Origin of the sequence: Novosphingobium naphthalenivorans NBRC 102051 (assembly GCF_001590985.1) — a bacterium.
Classification (GTDB): domain Bacteria; phylum Pseudomonadota; class Alphaproteobacteria; order Sphingomonadales; family Sphingomonadaceae; genus Novosphingobium; species Novosphingobium naphthalenivorans.
This window is the reverse complement of record NZ_BCTX01000004.1, coordinates 1-18,291: the sequence shown is the minus strand read 5'-3', so window position 1 is coordinate 18,291 and position 18,291 is coordinate 1. Positions and strand designations below refer to the sequence as shown.

Below are 18,291 nucleotides of genomic sequence, written 5' to 3'. Positions count from 1 at the left end.
GCAGGCGGGGATCCCGCTTCTGGCGGCGCAGAGGAAGGTCGGGAAGCGGGGCCCCCGCCTTCGCGGGGGCGACGAAGAGGGACGGCGGATGGGCTGCGCTGCCATTATACTATTCCGCCGCCTCGGTCAGCGCAGGACTGGCGCCGAAGTCTTCGGGGAAATGATCGAGCGCGCTCAGCACCGGGTAGGGGGTGAAGCCCCCCAGCGCGCAGAGCGAGCCGTGTTTCATGGTGTCGCAGAGGTCGCGCAGCAGGTCGATTTCCTCGTCATGCGTGCGTGCGGCGGTGCGGGCGTTGCGAATCTGCGGCAGCGTTTCGAGCGTGCCTGCCGCGCGCGGGGCCTTGGCCATGATGCGGTCGATCAGTTCGGTGCCGCGCGTCGAGCCGATGCGGCAGGGCGTGCACTTGCCGCAGCTTTCCGCCGCGCAGAACTCCATGGCGAAGCGCGCCATCCTGGCCATGTCCACGGTGTCGTCGAACACGGTGATCCCGGCATGGCCGATGAGCCCGCCTGCCTCGGCAAAGGCCTCGTAATCGAAGGGCAGGTGGAACATCGAAGGCGGGAGATAGGCGCCGAGCGGCCCGCCGACCTGTACCGCACGCACCGGGCGGCCGCTCGCGGTGCCGCCGCCGATCTGGTTGACCAGTTCGCCCAGCGTCACGCCGAAGCCGATCTCGTAGAGACCGCCGTTTTTCACATTGCCCGCGATCTGGATCGGCATCGTCCCGCGCGAGCGGCCGAAGCCGACATCGGCATAGGCCTGGGGCCCCTCGGACAGGATGAAAGGCACAGCCGAGAGGCTGAGCACGTTGTTGATGACGGTGGGCTTGCCCCACAGGCCCTCGATCGCGGGAAGAGGCGGCTTGGCGCGCACTTCGCCGCGCTTGCCCTCGATCGATTCCAGCAGCGAGGTTTCCTCGCCGCAGACGTAGGAGCCCGCGCCCACGCGCACTTCCAGCGTGAACGGGGCGATCTTGGCCGCCGAACGGGCAATCGCTGCGCGCATGGTCTCGACTGCGAAGGGATATTCGCTGCGGATATAGATATAGCCGTGGCTCGCTCCCACCGCGTGCCCGGCAATCGCCATGCCCTCGATCAGGTGGAAGGGATCGCCTTCCATCAGCATCCGGTCGGCAAAAGTGCCGCTGTCGCCTTCATCGGCATTGCAGATGATGAACTTCTCGTCCGCTGCTGCGTCGAGCACGGTCTGCCATTTGATGCCGGTGGGGAAGCCCGCGCCGCCCCGGCCGCGCAGGCCCGAGGCCTTGACCGCGTCCACCACCGCTTGCGGGGAAAGCGCATAGGCCGCTTCGAGGCCTTTCCAGCCGCCGTTTGCGGCATAGTCGGCGATGCTGAGCGGATCGATTACGCCGCAGCGGGAAAAAGTGAAACGCTGCTGGCCGGAGAAGAACGGGTGCTCCTCGATTTGGCCGATGCGGTTCGGGTGGCTGCCGTCGAGCACCCTGGCGGTGTCTTCGGGGCCGACCGGACCATAGGCTATGCGCCCGGCTTCCGTCTCAACCTCGACCAGCGGCTCGATGGCGAAAAGGCCGCGCGATCCGGTGCGCACCACGTCGCAGCCCGCCTTCGTGAAAGCATCGGCCACGGCATCCGCGCCGAGTGCCATTGAGGCCATGTCCCTGCTGATGAAGACGCGGGTCATGCTTCCACCTCGCAGGCGATCTTCGTGATGGCCTCGTTATCGATGCGCGCCACAGGGCGGCCATCGACGAGGGCGTTGGGACCAATCGCGCAGAGGCCGAGGCAATAGACCGGCTCCAGAGCGACCTGTCCGTCCTTGCGGGCATGGCCCATGGCGACGCCGAGGTGCCGGGCCAGCGCGGCCTCGATCGCCGCGCTGCCGCGCGCCTGGCAGCTTTCGGCGCGGCACAGCTTTATCACATGGCGGGCAGGGGCTTCGGTGCGGAAGTCGGGATAGAAGCTGATGACCCCGTGCACTTCGGCGCGGCTGAGGTTCAGCGCCGCAGCGATCAGCGGCACGGCGGCCGGATCGATGAAGCCGAAGTGCTCCTGCAATTCGTGCAGGAGCGGGAGCAGGGCGCCGCGTGCGCTGTCGCGCACGGCGCCGTCGATGACGGTCTGGATCTCGGCAATGTCTGTCATGGTGCTTTTCTCTTTGCAGCCACGCTGAGGCATCGCGCAGGGGCGGTCAAATTGATTAGCGCGATGCCTGATAGGACTTGTCAATCAATGGGCGACTGCGCGATCGCGCGGGCGCATCCCAGCGCGGCCGCTGCCACCGGATCGAGCGGTGCCCGGTCGCCGACGATCAGGCCGATGCGGCTGACCGGCACTTCCATCGCCAGCGGGTGGACGCTCGCCCAGTCGGCACCTTCGATCAGGCCGACATAGCGTTCGGGCATGATCGTCGCGAGGCCGCCGGAGCGTACCATGGCGAGCAGTGCGACATAGCTGTCCGCGGTGGCGCGCGGCGTGGCGGCAATGCCCTCTTCGCGCATCAGTCCGTCGAGAATGCGCCGGTTCTGCATACCCTGATGGAGCAGGCACAGCGGATAGCGTCCCGCGTCCTGCCAGGTCATGCGTCCCGGCGGCGGGTTGGCAATTCCGCGCCCCATCACAAAGACATAAGTCTCTGCGTAGAGCGGCACGCTGATGACGTTCGACGGCCGCTCGTGGTCGAGGTAGGTCACGCCGGCATCGATTTCGAAAGCCTCGATGGCGCGCACGATCTCGCGCGAGGTCTGGGAGCGGACCGAGAGTGTCATGCCGGGGTGGGTGCGCAGAAGCGCTTCGCAGAGGCGGCCCGCTTCGGGCGCCGCTGCCGGGATGACGCCAAGACGGAATTCCCCGTGCAAGGGACCGTCGAGTGCTTCCACGGCATGTACCATGCTCTCGTGCGCCGCGAGAAGCTGCTGCGCCCAGGGCAGCATGGCCTGCCCCTCGTCCGTGAGGCCGATGAACCGCCGGTCCCGCTCGACAAGGCGTTTACCGAGCTGGGTTTCGAGAGCCGCGATGGCCGAAGACAGGGTTGGCTGGGTCACGCCGCAGGCTTCCGCGGCATGGGCAAAATGCTGTTCGCGCGCCAGAGTCACGAAATAGCGCAGGGCTCTGAGTTGCATGTCCGCGTCCGGTTGCCAGGGTGATAGATGGAACCTATCACTCTGGCGCAGGAAGGGAACATGTCCTGACGCGCTTCAGCGCGGGGCGAAATGTCCGTCTTCAGGCGGGATCAGTCGTCGCCGAGTTGGCCCAGAAGGGCTTCCAGAGCATCGCGGGCGGCGTCGGTCAGGCGCAGGAGCGATCGCCTTGCGTCTGCCGGATCATCGTGCCGTTCGACGTATCCATTCTGGATCAGAATTGTGATCCAGCGCAGCCCGGTGGACGTCGGAACACCCGCGGCAATACATGCGCTGGTAATGCATATTTCCTTCTTGTCCTCTTCAGCCATGTAGAGGTCAAGAATGATGTCCCAGGCTGGATCGCTGAATAGCCCTGATGAGAAAAACTGCTCCCGTTTTTGTCGAATATTATAAATTCTGCGGGCAATTTTTCTTGGATTTGTATTTCTGGTTAAGGATGTTTCTATTAGATTGGCTGACGTGTCTTGCGAGAAATTTTGCACTAATCTTTCCGGAAGATCGGTACGCAGCTCTTCGGCAAGCGTTTCTCTGTTCATTTGCGCCCCTTGTGCGATATGATCGCTGTGCTGATAGTAAACTCACTTCAATCCGTTTTGGAACTAAAATTTATGAAGCCCGTTTCTGCAAACGATTGTGGGTGGTATGTTCCCGGAGCGCGGCGGGGAAATCCGTTAGGCTCTTGTCCGTAGTGCGCTAAGCTGGAGCCAGGCAGGAATTTCGATTTAAGAATTTCGATTCATAGGGAAGTGGGGTTCATGTTCTCAAAAGCGAATTCCCCGGAGGAGGCGCTTCGAGAGTCGATCGCGGTCCTGGATCAGATCGTTTCGCTCTACGATCGTCTGGGCCTCACGTTTCCGGCCGTTCATGCCGCAACGGCGCTGCAGGCCGCCCATTTCGCTCTGGAGGAAGGGGCCGTCGCCGAATGGGATATCCGCCCGGAAGCCACGCGGCGGTAGGCCCATTTCTCCCGCGGTTTACGCTGTCATCGCGAACATGCTGGAATTCCGGCGGGCCTGCTTGATTTCGTAGAGCTTGGCATCGGCCGCTTTCAGCAGCGAATCCAGTTGCTGGTTCCGGTCGTGACTGACCGCCGTGCCCACGCTGGCCGATATCACAAGGCTGTGGTTCTCGATGATGAACGGCTGTTCGATCGCGGCGATGATGCGCCGGGCGAGCAGTGCGGCTTCGTCCGCGTGGTGAAGGCCGAACTGGATGATCGCGAACTCGTCGCCGCCGATGCGGGCCACCAGGTCTCCGCTGCGGACCGAACCGCGCAGGCGGTCGGACACGGCGAGCAGCAGGGCATCGCCGGTCGCGTGGCCATACTGGTCGTTGACGGGTTTGAAGCCGTCGAGATCGAGATAATGGACGGCGATCGGCTGGTGGGAGGAAATCAGGACCGCGTGTTCGTCGAAATATTCCTGCAGCGCCAGCCGGTTGGGCAGGGTGGTCAGGATGTCCCTCCGGGCGAGCGAAATCGAGACCAGGCGCCCGGCGATTTCGGCCTTGGTGGCCTCGACGCGCACGACAATCGAGCGCGCCGCACCCAGCACGAAGGATGCCGCGATGAAGGCCATGGCCAGATAGGCGGGGTCGGAGAGGAACGCGGAAACGAGGATGACCGGGCCGACCGCCGCAAGGATGCTGGCGATGGCCAGCCGGGGCCTGAAGCCGCAACTGGTCGCCGTGCCGGCGCAAAAGCCGACAATGATGCAGATCGTGAGCATGTGAATTTCCGGCACTGGCGAGCGGAAGACCAACATGCCGAACAGCCCCAGGATCAGCGCAAAGGCGAAATAGGGCAGCGAGAAGAGCAACTCCAGACGCCGGGCCTGCGCGCGGTCGAGCGCGCCGGTGAGGGCCAGATCGCGGTAATGGGCCGTCAGCCCGATGCGCAGCGAGCTGGCCGCAATGCCGGCGATGCCCAGAGGGAGCAAGCTGGGCTCGGGCGTGCGGCTATAGGCCAGCCAGAAGGTGATCGCGAACGCGGCCCACATGGCCGCGGCAGGCAGCAGGTGCAGGTAGAGGCTGCGAACCTGCTCGATATAGACCCGGTCGGTCAGGGATTCGACGGAGCTGCCGGACAATGGTCGGACCCTCGAAATGCGGATGGCTGACTCTAGCGTGCCGGGCAAGCGTTAGGCAATTTGTGGCCAGGATCCGCCAGATGTCACAGCGCGTGCGGGGTTGCCGGTCGCCGGGCTGACGCATGTTAGCCCGGTTGATTGACCGGCATCCCGTGCGGACGCCGCGCGATCGCGGGGTCAGTGCCGGCCGACAGAGGTGTAGGCGAAGCCTGCCTCGCGCATCATCTCCGGCTTGTAGACGTTGCGTAGGTCCACCAGCACGGGCGCTTTGGCGAGCGCCTTGACGCGTCCGAGGTCGAGCGCGCGGAAGGCGTCCCACTCGGTGACGATGACGATGACATCGGCGCCTTCGATCGCGGCATAGGGATCGGCGACCATCTCCACTTCGGGCATGAGCGGCTTGGCCAGTTCCATGCCTTCCGGATCGTAGGCGGCCACCGAAACGCCCGCGTCAGCGAGAGTCTGGGCAATGGCGATGGCCGGGGAATCGCGCATGTCGTCGGTATTGGGCTTGAAAGTCAGGCCGAGCAGGGCGGCCCGCTTGCCGCGTGCCACTTCGGCACCGCCCAGCGCTTCGACGACCTTGCGGCCCATGGCGCGCTTGCGCAGGTCGTTGACCTTGACCACGGCCTCGACGATCCGGACCGGGCTTTCATAGTCCTCGGCCGTCTTGAGCAGGGCCAGCGTGTCCTTGGGGAAGCATGAGCCGCCATAGCCGGGGCCGGCGTGGAGGAACTTGCCGCCGATACGCCCGTCAAGGCCGATGCCGCGCGCCACGTCCTGCACGTTGCCGCCCACCTTTTCGCACAGATCGGCCATCTCGTTGATGAAAGTGATCTTGGTCGCGAGGAAGGCGTTGGCGGCATACTTGATCAGTTCGGACGAGCGCCGCGAGGTGAACAGGATCGGTGATTCATTGAGGAACAGCGGGCGGTAGACTTCGCGCATGACCTCGCGGCCGAAATCGTCCTCGGCGCCGATGACGATACGGTCCGGGCGCTTGAAGTCGCCGATCGCGGCGCCTTCGCGCAGGAACTCGGGGTTGGAGACGACGGCCACGCGATGCGTGGTGCCGCTTTCCCTGAGGATGCGTTCCACCTCGTCGCCGGTGCCGACCGGCACGGTCGATTTGGTGACGACGACCGCATCGTTCGACAGGCTCTCACCCACTTCGCGGGCGACCGCATAGACATAGGAGAGGTCGGCATGGCCGTCGCCGCGGCGCGAGGGCGTGCCGACCGCGATGAAGATGGCGCTGGCATCCTTGATGCCTTCGGCGAGGTCCGTGGTGAAGGAAAGCCGTCCGGCCTTGACGTTGCTGGCCACCAGCGCGTCGAGCCCCGGCTCGTAGATCGGCATTACGCCTTCGCGCAGTCGGTCGATCTTCGACTGGTCCTTGTCGATGCAGACTACATCGTGACCGAAATCGGCAAAGCATGCGCCCGATACCAGTCCGACATAGCCCGAGCCCACCATCGCAATCTTCATGAAAACCTCATCCGGTCGAAATCCGCTCTGTCTTTAGGGCCCAAATTCAATCAGGTCCAACCCTATCCCGCACAGCAATCACATGCCGTGATACGCGCGGAACCACTCCACGAAGCGAGGAACACCCACATCGATCGGTGTCGAGGGGACATAGCCGGTGTCGCGGGTAAGGGCAGTGATGTCGGCATATGTCGCGGGTACGTCGCCCGGCTGCATCGGCAGCAGGTTGAGCTGCGCCTTGCGGCCGCAGGCCTGTTCGAGCAGCTCGATCAGGCGCATCAGGTGCTCGGACTTGTTGTTGCCGATGTTGTAGAGCGCGTGTGGTTTGACACTGCGGCCGGCCTTTTCCTCGCCATCGTCGAGCGGCGGACGGTCCAGGCAAGCGAGGACACCGCCGACGATATCATCGATGTAGGTGAAGTCGCGGTGCATCTCGCCGTGGTTGTAAACGTCGATCGGCCGGTCCGACAGGATCCGTTCCGCGAACTTCCACATGGCCATGTCGGGCCGCCCCCAAGGGCCGTAGACGGTGAAAAAGCGCAGCCCTGTCAAGGGGATGCGGAAGAGATGGGCGTATGTCTCGCTCATCAGCTCGTCCGCCTTCTTGGTGGCGGCATAGAGCGAGACAGGGTGGTCGGCGCGATCCTCGACCGCGAACGGCAGCTTGGTATTGCCGCCATAGACCGAGCTGGAGCTGGCATAGACCATGTGCGCCACGCCGCGGGCACGGGCCAGTTCGAGCATGTTGACGTGCCCGGCCAGATTCGCGGAGACATAGGCCTGCGGGTTTTCGAGCGAGTAGCGTACCCCGGCCTGTGCGCCGAGGTGGATGATGGCCTCGAACCCGGTTTCCCCGACGGCATCGGTCAGCGCCGCCATGTCCGAAAAGTCGGCCTTGCGGAAATGGAAGAGGTTGCCGAACCGGGCCGAGAGCCGGTCGAGCCGCGCCTGCTTGAGCGACACCGGATAGTAGTCGTTCATGTTGTCGATGCCGATCACCGGCTGGCCGCGCGCCATGAGCGCTTCGGACACCGCGGCGCCGATGAAGCCAGCCGCGCCCGTTACCAGTACCGTCGAATCACTCCGGACCATGAACTCTCCAAACCTCTGGTGGCGGCCTAAACGCGAAAAGTGCCCTAGAGGATAACGCCCGGCCCCGCCAGAGCGGCCGGTATGGTTCTGATCCCAGGGTCAGAACGACTTGCGCAGGGAGATTCCGCCCGAAGTCGTGTTTCCGGACAGCATCCCGAAGCCGCGCGTGGCGAATACGTCGAGATGGAGGGTCGGCGTCAGTTCCATGTTCGCAGTGGCGCCCGCTTCGAACCAGCTGTCCGAATAGTGGACGCTGAACAGCTCCACGGCGCCGGTCTCCTCGTCGATCGATATGGGATGCACGGCGGAGACGGCATTGCTGGTCCAGTTCCGAGAGATCGAAATCCCGGCATAGTGGCGCTTGTCGGGGCCGAAGGCATGATCGAGGCGCACGGCCCCGCCGGCCGTCCACGTGGGCTCGTCGGTTTCCACGTCGTTGAAGGTGGTTCCCGTGGGGGCAGGGCGCAGGAGCTTGCCGTGCGCATAGGATACGGTGGCCGTGGGGGTCAGATACCAGTTGTGTCCCAGAGGCAGAACTTTGCCGAAGTCGCCGCCGATGGCGAAATAAGTGCTGCCTGTCGCGCCGTTACTGGCGCGGCTGCCGTCGGCCGTGCTGATCTTTCCGTAGTCCTGCCGGCCCAGGCTGATCCAGCCATCCGTCACCCAACCATGGAAGTTTCCGCCTGCCGCCAGAGTCCCGACCAGGTAGTCTGACGGCAATGCGGTATCGGCCTGCAGTAAGGTGCCGTGATAGCGCATCAGCGCGCCGCGCACGTATCCGCGCCCGATCTGCCGGGTCAGCGACAAGGCTTCCCATGTCCCGTCCGGGCCGTCATCGCGGTTGCTGATCCCGGCCGAGGCGGCGATGCTCCAGAGCGGCAGGGGCTCGATCTGCGTGGCAGCGGTAGTGCCGTCCGGGGCGGCCTCCGCAGGTGTCTCCGGAATCTGGGCGGTATCGCTGCCGGAATCCTGCGCCTGCACGGGAAGCGATGCCGCCGCCGTGGCTGCGGCAAGCAGCCACGGGGCTGTTCGAAGCAGGGCCGTCATGCCGCTTGGCGCAGCTTCATGCTGAAGGCAGCGGGCACCCGGACGCGGGCGACGAAACCATCGTTGGCATAGGCGAAGGAGACATCGCCGCCGTGCGCCCGTGCGATCGAGCGGCACACGGCAAGCCCGAGACCGTTGCCGTTCCGGCCGGACTTGCGCGCGGACTCGCTGCGGTAGAACGGCTCGAAGGCGCGATCGAATTCGTCTTCGGGAATGCCCGGGCCGGCATCGACGATCTCGGCCACGGCCTCGCCATCTGCCAGCGAGACGCGCACGCGCGCACGGTCGCCATATTTCACGGCGTTTTCCAGAAGGTTGCCGAGCAGGCGGCGGATACCGACGGGATCGACGTCGACCGGAATATGGGCACTGTGCTCGATCTCGACATCGGCGCCAATCAGCTTTGCGTCGGCAACGCTGCCGCGCACGAGATCGGCAAAGTCTGCCCGTTCACGAGGGCCCGGCGTCGATGCGTCGCGGATGAAGGCAATGACCTGGCTGATCATCGCTTCCATCTCGGTCACTTCCTTGAGCAGGGCATCGCGCTGTTCGTCGGGCACATCCTCGATGCGGAAGCGCAGGCGGGTGAGCGGGGTGCGCAAGTCATGGCTGATCGCGCCGACCATGGCCGTGCGATCGTCGACAAAGGCGCGCAGGCGGTTGCGCATCTGGTTGAACGCGTTGGCCGCCCGGCCGATTTCGGCAGGGCCGGAAAGCGGGATGATCGTGGCGGAGGGATCGCGGCCGAGTTGCTCGGCGGCCTTGGCGAAGTCCCTGAGCGGCAGCACGATGCGCCGGGCGAAGAGCCAGGCCAGCGGGCTGACCACTGCCAGCGACAGTGCAAACCACAGCATGACCCGCTTCTGCCAGGCATTGGGGAAAGGCTCGGCGCGCGGCGCGACGGCGAGCCAGGTGCCGTCCGGTTGGCGGGCCGCCGCGACGAAATCACCTTCGATGAAGGGCGGCGAGGCAATCTCGAACACGGAATCGGGCGTGCGGCGGAACGGGATCGGCTGCGGGGTGCCGCTGGCGATCGCCGCTGTCTGGGCAGGCGCCGGGGCTTCCCCCGTGGCAATCCGGGGGGCTGCGGCCTGCTGCGGCGCTGCGGAAGCCACTGTGACCGGCGTCCTGACCGGGAGACTGGAGGCGCTGCTTTCGGACCGGGCCGTCGCCGCTTCGGTCGCGGCAGCGTGCGGGACAATGACCTGACGGACCGCAGCCCGTTCAGGCAGGACCGGCACAATCCCGCCAGCGGGAATCCCCCGCGCGCCAGGCGCTCCGCCGGGAAGGCCGAGGGGGCCGCCTGTACGGCCGGGCGCAGTGCCTAGGGTTCCGCTGCCCGGATTGGCCCCGGGCAATCCGCCGGGCACGGCATTGCCGCCCGGGGTGGTTCCAGGAGTGGTTCCAGGCGTGCCGCCAGGCTGGGCTACCGGTCCTGCGGAGGGCAGGGCCGGGTTCTGTCCGGGGGACGAAGCTCCCGGGGCCGTTCCGCCCGGGTTTGCATTGCCGGGATTCGAACCGCCCGGAGATGCGCCGCCCGGGAGCGCGCCGCCGGGGCGGCCGGAGCCGCCGGGCGATTGCGGCATTCCTCTCACGGGCAGGTCGGCGCGGGGCATTCTGCCTCCCGGCATGGAAGGCGCGTGCGGCACCGAACCGCCCGGTGGCATACCGCCGGGAAATCCGCCGCCGGGCCCGCCGCCCGGCCCCGTCGCGCCGCCGGCGGGCGGGCCGCCTGGGATCGAATGGGCTTCGGCTGTATCGATCAGCAGAGAACCCAGTCCGCGCGAGGGCGTTTCCGCAGCGGCAAGCGGGGAACGGCTATTGGCCGGCACGGCGACACCGCCGACCGGCAATTGGGTGTAGAAGGCCAGAACCACGTCCTGCCGGTTGCGGTCCAGGCGTTTCGCCAGCGCTTCCCGCGAGGATTCGGAGACCAGCCAGCCTTGCCCGCTGACATCGGGCGGGCCGCTCATGGCCCGGCGTTCGAGCCGGTCGGGCAGGTCGTGCGTTTGCAGCGCCGCGGCGACTTCGTCCATGTTCCACCGCGCGGCCGGGCTCGGCGGCAGGATCACGGTGAGAGCCAGAGTGACAAGCTGGGCGGCGAGCAGGGCGCAGACGAGGATGGCGATCATCTGCATCGCCAGAGGCAGGCCAAGCCGGCGGGGAAGTGCGGGCACGTTCATGGCTGCCGATTTGCCAGAATTTCGCAGGGAATGCGAGAAGGCCGCGTGGCGCTCGCACAGCGCCGGGAAGATTGCGGAGCGGGTACAGGAGAGAGGGACACGTCCCTCCTGTTCCCGCTCCGCGTTCCCGCTTCCGGCAGCAAGGCCGGTATGCGGGAACGGTCACCTCGGGCCGCTTCCGGTGCGTGCGGCGTTTCGCACGGCATCGGGGCGGAATATCTCTGGTCCGGGCCCGGCGGGGTGGCTCGGGCGGACGTGCGGCGCGGCGGGTAGCATGCGCCTGTGTCACTTTCGGGTCGATGAACCGGACCGCGGTCTGGCCGTGCCGTCTCTGGCGAGAAAGGCACGGTGATCCCGGATCCGGAATGAGATCCGGGGCCGTCGCCGGGCAGGGCGGGTGCGACTTCGATTCCTGCCCGGCGAACGGCCCCGGCACCACCCGGCGCCATGGCGGCGGCGTCACGGATGGTGGCTTGGAACGCTTCGGGCATGACGGACTTCGCGAAAGCGGGGGGGAGGCCGAGAGCCAGGTGCTTCGCAAAGCCGCTCGCCCGAAACGATTCTAAGCGCGTTCGACTTTCCATGGCCAAGGATCTGGACCTTGCAGTTTGCTGCTGCATTTCACGGGTTTTGCAATCGCATTTCAAAGGTGATCCGAAATCGCCCCGCTCCTGAAATGCGCGGAGTACACGGGGTTTCTATTGCGGGCGGATGCTATTAGAAACGCCTCCGATGGACCTGCAGACCCGCATCCTCATCGTTGACGATGACGAGGGTATCCGCTCGCTGATCAGCGAATTTCTCGCGAAGCACGGATATGAAACCGCCGTTGCGGCGGACCCTCCGGCTATGCGGGAGCTGCTGGGACGCGAACATTTCGACCTTATCGTGCTCGATGTGATGATGCCGCGTGAGGATGGGTTGACCGCGCTGCGCCAGCTTGGCCCCGATGCGCCGCCGGTGATTATGCTGTCTGCCGTCGGCACCGATGTCGACCGCATCGTCGGCTTGGAAATGGGTGCGGACGATTATCTCGCCAAGCCGTGCAATCCGCGCGAACTGCTGGCCCGGATCCGTACGGTCCTGCGCCGTCACAATCCGCCTCCAAGAGCGATCGAGGAAGACGCGCCGGTGCCGGTCGAAGCCGATTCGGGCGAAGGACTGCATTTCGCCGGGTGGCGGATGGATCTGGGGTTGCGGCTGCTGTTCGATCCCGCCAACCAGCTTATCACGCTGTCCGATGGCGAATTCCGCCTGCTGCGCGCCTTTGCCGAGCATCCGCGCCGCGTGCTGACTCGCGACCAGCTGCTCGACTGGTCGCGCGGCGAGGACAGCGATCATTACGATCGCGCGATCGACGTCCAGCTCTCGCGCCTGCGCCGCAAGCTTGCCGAAGGCGAAGGCGGGCAGGACATCATCCGCACCGTGCGCAACGAAGGTTATCTGTTCGTTCCCTCGGTTGCGGCGGCGCAGCCGGCAAAGTAGCGGCCGGAACAGCGCCGCACCGGGAAAAGCAGGTGCCGCTACCGGTGCGACGCTTCGTAACCTTCCTGCAAATCTCCTGAAATCTTCCGGCAAACGCCGGCGACCACTCCTGCGCTTCTGGCGGCGGCGCTCCCCGTGCCGTCTCAACGCAGAGGGGAATTCGATGCAAGAACAAGACCACGATCATGGCCTGTTCCATGATCTGAAGGCCATGAGCCGCGAGATGCTGGCCCGGCGGCGGGCCCTGGCATTTCTGGCCAGTGCGGGAACCGCCGCGACCGTTGCTGCTTGCGGCGGGGACGGATCCTCGACATCGGGAACGTCGAGCACGACCACCTCGTCGTCTTCCTCTTCGTCTTCATCGTCGTCCAGTTCCAGCTCGTCGAGTTCATCGTCCTCGTCGAGCAGTTCCTCGGCCAGCAGCTGTGTGGTCGATTCGACGGAAACCAACGGGCCCTATCCGGCCGATGGCACCAATACGTCGAGCGGCTCGACCTCGAACGTGCTGACCCAGAGCGGGGTGGTGCGTTCCGACATTCGTTCCAGCTTCATCAATTTGACCACGACGACCGAAGGTGTGCAGCTGGATCTAGAATTGCAGCTGGTCGATGTGAACACCGGTTGCGCCCCGATCGAGGGGGCGGCGATCTATATCTGGCATTGCAATGCTAGCGGCCTCTATTCGCTCTATTCCAGCGGCGTGACCACGCAGAGCTGGTTGCGCGGGGTCCAGGTGACGGACAGCGACGGCAAGGTCACGTTCACCACCATTTATCCCGGGTGCTATTCGGGGCGCTGGCCGCACATTCACTTTGAAGTCTTCGCCGATGGCCTCGGCACGTCCAGCACCGGGCGCACGGCCAGCCTGATCTCCCAGCTGGCGATGCCGGCGGCCACCAACACCGCCGTCTATACCGGCGACACGCGCTACACTTCCAGCATCTCGCCCTACAACTCGGTGTCGCTCGCGTCGGATAACATCTTCAGCGACAACACTGCGGCACAGATGGCGCAGCAGACGCCCACGATCAGCGGCAGCCTTTCGGCCGGTTACACCGGCAGCGCCCTGATCGGCATTGCCGTCTGACCCTTTCCGCGAGTGAAACCCGAGGCCGGTCCGGATCTCGGGTGTGTTGCAGTTTCCCAGAGAAAGTCTTTCCGATGCGATCCCTTCACGCTTCCACGAGCCTTGGCGCTCTCGTCCTCGCGCTCGCGGCGGGCCCGGCGCTGGCCGATACTACGGTTTCCACCGACACAACCAAGGCTCTCGTCACGTCGAGCGCCGGTGACGTGACGGTCACAGAAGATGGTACGATCACGCTGTCCAGCGGCTCGGCAATCACGGTCGATTCCGATGCCACTGTCGATACCGACGGCGGGATCGAAATGGGCGATGCCGATGGTGCGACCGGGATCACGGTGAAATCGGGCACGAATTCCACGATCACCATCGGCGAGGACGCGACCCTCTACGTGCTGGAGGACTATGTCCCGGAGGACGAGGACGGCAATTCCATTGCTGACGGTGCCATTGCCGAGGCCAGCAACCGTTACGGCGTCTATGTCGACGGCGATGCTTCCGGCACGATCCTCAACGAAGGGATCATCAAGGTCGAGGGGCTGAACTCGGGCGGCATCGTGCTCGACGGCACTTATACCGGCACCGTCACCAACACCGGCACGATCACGGTCATCGGCGATTATTCCACCGGCATCTCGACCCAGGCGATCGACGGCGACCTGACGGTTGAAGGCACGGTGAAGGCGATCGGCGAAGGCGCGACCGGGGTGGCCGTCAATGGTGACGTGACCGGCACGGTCACGATCCAGGGGACTGTCACTCAGGCGGCTTCCTATACCGATGACGACAGCGACACGATCTATCTGTCGCGCGCGGCCCTGCGCACGGGGACGGCAGCCGTTTCGATCACCGGCAATGTCGATGGCGGTATCTATATCGCGGCGCCGCCGGTGGACACCGACAGCAGCAACGACGACGAAGACGGCGACGGGGTGGACGATTCCGACGAGGGCACGGCTTCGATCGTGTCCTATGGCAACGGCCCTGCGTTGCAGGTCGGAGGCACCAGCGATATCACGATCGGCGCGGTCGATGCGAATGTCGGGACTTACTCGATCGCCATCGAAGGCTCGGTGGCCGGCAATGCCTATTACAGCAACACCGCCGCTTATGGCCTGGTGATCGGCGGCGCGGGCGGCAATGTCACGCTGACCGATGGCATTGGCGTTTCCGGCACGGTGCGCGCGACCACGTACGATTCGTCGGCCACGGCGCTGCTCATCAACGCGGGCAGCACGGTCAGTTACCTCTACAACAGCGGCTCGATCGCGGCGACGATCAGTTCGCCGGGCGAAGGCAGTACCACGGCCATCCAGGACCTTTCGGGCACGCTGACGACGATCGACAACACCGGCTTCATCACCGCCAGCGGATCGAGCACCGACACCCGCGTTGCGCTCGACCTGACCACGAACACCACCGGCGTGACGATCAACCAGTACCTCAACGACTATGATGCCGAGACGAGCGCGGAATACCTCGACGACAATGACGTCGACGTGGACCCCACCGTCTATACCAAGATCACCGGCAACATCCTGCTGGGCTCGGGCGACGATACGATCAATGCCTCCTCGGGTGCGATTTCCGGCGACACCTATTTCAACGGCGGCAACGACACGCTCAATCTCTCGGGCGATCTGGCCTATACTGGCGATGTCTATTTCGGCAGCGGCACGGCGACGGCCACGATGTCGGGTACGTCGAGCTTTTCGGGCACGATGGATTTCGCCGGCGAGATCGGAACGCTGACACTTAGCGATTCGGCCAGCTATGCGGGCGACTTCAGCAATGCCGGCAACCTTACCGTGACGGTCAACGGCGGCACGCTGACGCCGGGCGACACGTCGACGGTCAGCTTCGGCACGCTCTATGTCGCCTCGGGCGGCACGCTCGGCGTCTATGTTGATGGCGATGAAAGCTCGACCTTCAACGTGACCAATGCCACGCTGGAGGACGGCGCCGGCATCACCGCGACGGTGAGCAGCCTGGCGGACGCGGAAGGCACCTACACCGTGCTCACGTCCGACAATCTCGATGTTGAGGGCGCTTTGACGTCTTCGGTGGATCTGCCGTTCATCTACGACGGCTCGGTCTCCACCGATGCCAACAACATCTACCTGACGATCAACCGCAAGACCGGCTCCGAGCTGGGCCTAACCCGTGCCGCGGCGTCGGCGTGGGATGCCGTCTATGCCACCGCGCAGAACGACGACGATCTGACCAGCAGCCTGCTGGAGGTGGAGGATACGGACACCCTGCAGAGCCAGATGGACGGACTGCTGCCCGATCATGCGGGCGGCGTGTTCAGCGCCGTGACCACCGGCGACCGGCTGGCAGCGCGGCACATCAGCGACGATACCACGATGTTCGATATTTCGGATGTCGGCGGGTGGCTGGAACCGGTCTACTGGAACACCACGCGCGATGCCGGGCAGACGGCGGGCTACAAGGTTTCCGGTTGGGGTATTTCCACCGGCGTCGAACGGCGCACGTCGATCGGCTACGTCGGCGTGTCCTATGCCTGGCTGCAAAGCACGGTGAAGGATAGCGGCGGCACGGACAAGCTCGACCTGACCCAGCATGATTTCGGCCTGTTCTGGCGGACCGCGAAGGGTCCGTTCATGGCCTGGGCGCGTCTGGGCGGGGCGCATGTCTCGGTCGATTCGACGCGGACGTTCACCGGCACCATCGACGATACCGACTTCACGTATGAATCGGACGGCAAGTGGTCGGGCTGGCTGCTTTCGGGGCTTGCCGGCGCCTCCTATCGCTATCAGGCCTCGCGCCGCTTCAGCCTCAAGCCCAAGATTGAGCTGGAGCAGATGTGGCTGAAGGAGAACGGCTACGACGAAACGGCGGACAGCGATGCCATCGCGCTGACCGTTGCCAGCCGCACCAGCAAGGCGCTGACGGCGACGCCGACCATTACGGCGGCCTATTCGCTGGGCACGATCTCGCCCGACTGGCGTCCGCTTACTTTCCAGGTTGAAGCGGGCCGCCGCGAAGTGCTGACCGGAAACCTGGGCAGCACGACGGCCTACTTCAACGGCGGCGACAGCTATGACGCGGGCGACAGCTTCACGATCACGCCCGACAGCCTGAAGGGCGCGTGGATCGGCGAGGCGAGCATGTTGGCAGGTGGCTATGACTTCACCTGGAAGCTCACCACGCGAGTGGAGCGGACGTCGGACAGCACGAGTGTATCGGCCCGCGCTTCGCTCAGTGTCGCGTTCTGAGGTCACGCTTCCGGCTTTTGCGCGCGGCGTGCCTCCTTGGGGAGAGCGCCGCGCGCGCAGGCTTGCCTTTTGGACAGTCGTGGCGCTGGCCGGGTTCCTGCTCGGCTGGCGCCTCGATGCGGTCGCGGGACCGATCTGGGATGAAGCCTATTACGTAACGGCCGAGGCCCGGGTGCATCAGGGCCAGCTCCAGTTCGCTTCGCATCCGCCGCTCGGCATTCTGCTGATGGCGGGTGGCGATGCCGCCAGCGGCCTCAATCGCGATGCCGACTGGCGGAAGATCGCCGGGGACAAGTCGATCCGCGGCGAGGACATGCCACCGGGCTTTGATTGGCGCGGCCCCCGGCTTGCCCCGGCGATCTTCGGTGCTCTGGCTGCCGGCCTGTTCTTTCTGCTGATGGCGGACCTGACCGGCAGCACCGGCGCGGGGCTGCTGATGACGCCGCTGTTCCTGTGCGATACGGCGCTTCTGGCCCAGTTCCGGGCCGGGCAGCTCGATGCGTTCCAGCTCGCCTTCGTGCTGGCGGGCCTGATCTGCGCGGTCAGGGGACTGCGCAGCGATGGTATGCGGGCGCGGGTCTGGTCGGCCGGGTTCGGCGCCGCGATCATGCTGGCGGCGATGGTGCGGGTCAATGCGCTGATGCTTGCCCCGCTCGGCCTCGCGCTGGCGGTGCCCTGTCTGCGCCGGGGCGATCGGGGCAGGCGTGATTGGGGATGCGCTGCGGCCCGTATCGGTGCCGGTGCCGGTGCGGCGATATTGGCCGCGGGCTGGGTCCTTGCCGTCATGCTCGCCATGTCCCCGCTGCCGCCCGATGGTTCGACCGGGGCAGGCCGCATCGATGCCGCGCATGTCTCGCGGGACTATCAGCAGGAAGGCCTGCTTCCGTCGATCGTAGCCTATGGCGCCGATTATGCCGCTTTCATGCGCGATGATCTGCAGGGCATGGCCCGAAGCGACGCCAATGCCTCGCATCCGGCGCAATGGCTGCTGGGCGGCGGTGCGATCCTGTACCGCTGGGATGCCTCCGGCAATCGCGTCTCGACAGTCGCGCTCGTTCCCAATCGTGTGGCCTGGCTGGTTTCGCTGGCCGGCGTCCTATGGGCCCTTTCCCGCGCCGTCATGGGCCGGGGCCGCTGGCTGCGGGACGATCCGGAGGCGGCGCTGCTGTTGGGCGGCTGGCTGCTGAACATGGCCGCGCTCGTCTGGCTGGACGGCCAGCGCGTGATGTACCTCTATCACTATTTCATCCCGCTCCTCTTGGGATACGGGCTCGCGGCAAGGGCGTGGCGCAGCATCGGCCGCGCCGAGTGGGTAGCCTGGCCGGTACTCGCCGCGCTCACGCTCTATGCCGTGGCCGCGCTGCCGCTGGCCCTGCATCAGGACGTATCGCGCGGCCATTGCCGGCTGCTGCTGGCGCAGTGCGGGACGCCTCCGCCGGACCCGGCCTAGGGCCGATCGACATTCAA

15 protein-coding genes are annotated in these 18,291 nt (G+C 65.4%); 5 read left to right on the top strand and 10 right to left on the bottom strand.

Translation table 11 applies throughout. The features are described 5' to 3' along the window. Positions 1-109 precede the first annotated feature (109 nt). The 4 genes from NN5_RS02270 to NN5_RS25585 all read right to left on the bottom strand — a co-directional run bounded on the left by NN5_RS02270 (position 110) and on the right by NN5_RS25585 (position 3,658). The gene (locus NN5_RS02270) at positions 110-1,663 is read right to left on the bottom strand and encodes a formate dehydrogenase beta subunit (RefSeq protein ID WP_067732440.1); all 1,554 of its coding nucleotides are present in this window, start codon (positions 1,661-1,663) and stop codon (positions 110-112) included. Then, positions 1,660-2,124, bottom strand: coding sequence for an NAD(P)H-dependent oxidoreductase subunit E (locus NN5_RS02265; RefSeq protein WP_067732439.1), 465 nt, complete (start codon positions 2,122-2,124; stop codon positions 1,660-1,662). The genes NN5_RS02270 and NN5_RS02265 overlap by 4 nt, the downstream gene beginning before the upstream one ends. Positions 2,125-2,204: 80 nt before the next feature. Next, the gene (locus tag NN5_RS02260) at positions 2,205-3,101 is read right to left on the bottom strand and encodes a LysR family transcriptional regulator (protein ID WP_067732438.1); all 897 of its coding nucleotides are present in this window, start codon (positions 3,099-3,101) and stop codon (positions 2,205-2,207) included. A gap of 110 nt (positions 3,102-3,211) precedes the next feature. Beyond that, positions 3,212-3,658 (bottom strand): winged helix DNA-binding protein, encoded by a 447-nt coding sequence (locus NN5_RS25585; protein ID WP_157080968.1) that lies wholly within the window; start codon positions 3,656-3,658, stop codon positions 3,212-3,214. A gap of 219 nt (positions 3,659-3,877) precedes the next feature. Between NN5_RS25585 and NN5_RS02250 the strand changes: the two genes are divergently transcribed. Beyond that, positions 3,878-4,078, top strand: coding sequence for a hypothetical protein (locus tag NN5_RS02250; protein ID WP_067732436.1), 201 nt, complete (start codon positions 3,878-3,880; stop codon positions 4,076-4,078). A gap of 18 nt (positions 4,079-4,096) precedes the next feature. Here the strand turns inward: NN5_RS02250 and NN5_RS02245 are convergent, their stop codons facing one another. From NN5_RS02245 to NN5_RS27135, 5 genes are all read right to left on the bottom strand, one after another. Next, a complete protein-coding gene (locus tag NN5_RS02245; protein WP_245656155.1) occupies positions 4,097-5,209 on the bottom strand; it encodes a GGDEF domain-containing protein in 1,113 nt (370 codons plus the stop codon). 177 nt (positions 5,210-5,386) lie between these two features. Continuing rightward, positions 5,387-6,697, bottom strand: a complete 1,311-nt coding sequence (locus NN5_RS02240; RefSeq protein WP_067732435.1) for a UDP-glucose dehydrogenase family protein — start codon at positions 6,695-6,697, stop codon at positions 5,387-5,389. Positions 6,698-6,775: 78 nt separating this feature from the next. After that, positions 6,776-7,789 (bottom strand): NAD-dependent epimerase/dehydratase family protein, encoded by a 1,014-nt coding sequence (locus NN5_RS02235; protein WP_067732434.1) that lies wholly within the window; start codon positions 7,787-7,789, stop codon positions 6,776-6,778. Positions 7,790-7,888: 99 nt separating this feature from the next. Further along, entirely contained in the window at positions 7,889-8,836 is a 948-nt protein-coding gene (locus NN5_RS02230; protein WP_067732433.1) for an autotransporter outer membrane beta-barrel domain-containing protein, read from the bottom strand. Then, on the bottom strand, positions 8,833-11,019 hold the full coding sequence (locus NN5_RS27135; protein WP_067732432.1) for an ATP-binding protein: 2,187 nt from the start codon (positions 11,017-11,019) through the stop codon (positions 8,833-8,835). Before NN5_RS27135 ends, NN5_RS02230 begins: the two co-directional genes overlap by 4 nt. 732 nt (positions 11,020-11,751) lie before the next feature. On the opposite strand from NN5_RS27135, the gene NN5_RS02215 reads away from it, so the two are divergent. Then, complete coding sequence (locus NN5_RS02215; protein WP_084384688.1) at positions 11,752-12,504, top strand: response regulator; 753 nt, start codon at positions 11,752-11,754, stop codon at positions 12,502-12,504. A 183-nt stretch (positions 12,505-12,687) separates the two neighbouring features. Here the strand turns inward: NN5_RS02215 and NN5_RS24915 are convergent, their stop codons facing one another. Beyond that, entirely contained in the window at positions 12,688-12,954 is a 267-nt protein-coding gene (locus NN5_RS24915; RefSeq protein ID WP_084384687.1) for a hypothetical protein, read from the bottom strand. Here NN5_RS24915 and NN5_RS24910 point away from each other — a divergent pair. From NN5_RS24910 to NN5_RS02200, 3 genes are all read left to right on the top strand, one after another. Next, positions 12,932-13,591, top strand: a complete 660-nt coding sequence (locus tag NN5_RS24910) for an intradiol ring-cleavage dioxygenase (RefSeq protein WP_245656153.1) — start codon at positions 12,932-12,934, stop codon at positions 13,589-13,591. The genes NN5_RS24915 and NN5_RS24910 overlap by 23 nt on opposite strands. Positions 13,592-13,665: 74 nt before the next feature. Continuing rightward, positions 13,666-16,824, top strand: coding sequence for an autotransporter outer membrane beta-barrel domain-containing protein (locus NN5_RS02205; protein ID WP_067732428.1), 3,159 nt, complete (start codon positions 13,666-13,668; stop codon positions 16,822-16,824). Positions 16,825-16,903: 79 nt separating this feature from the next. Beyond that, positions 16,904-18,274 (top strand): phospholipid carrier-dependent glycosyltransferase, encoded by a 1,371-nt coding sequence (locus NN5_RS02200; RefSeq protein WP_067732427.1) that lies wholly within the window; start codon positions 16,904-16,906, stop codon positions 18,272-18,274. The last annotated feature ends 17 nt before the right edge of the window (positions 18,275-18,291 follow it).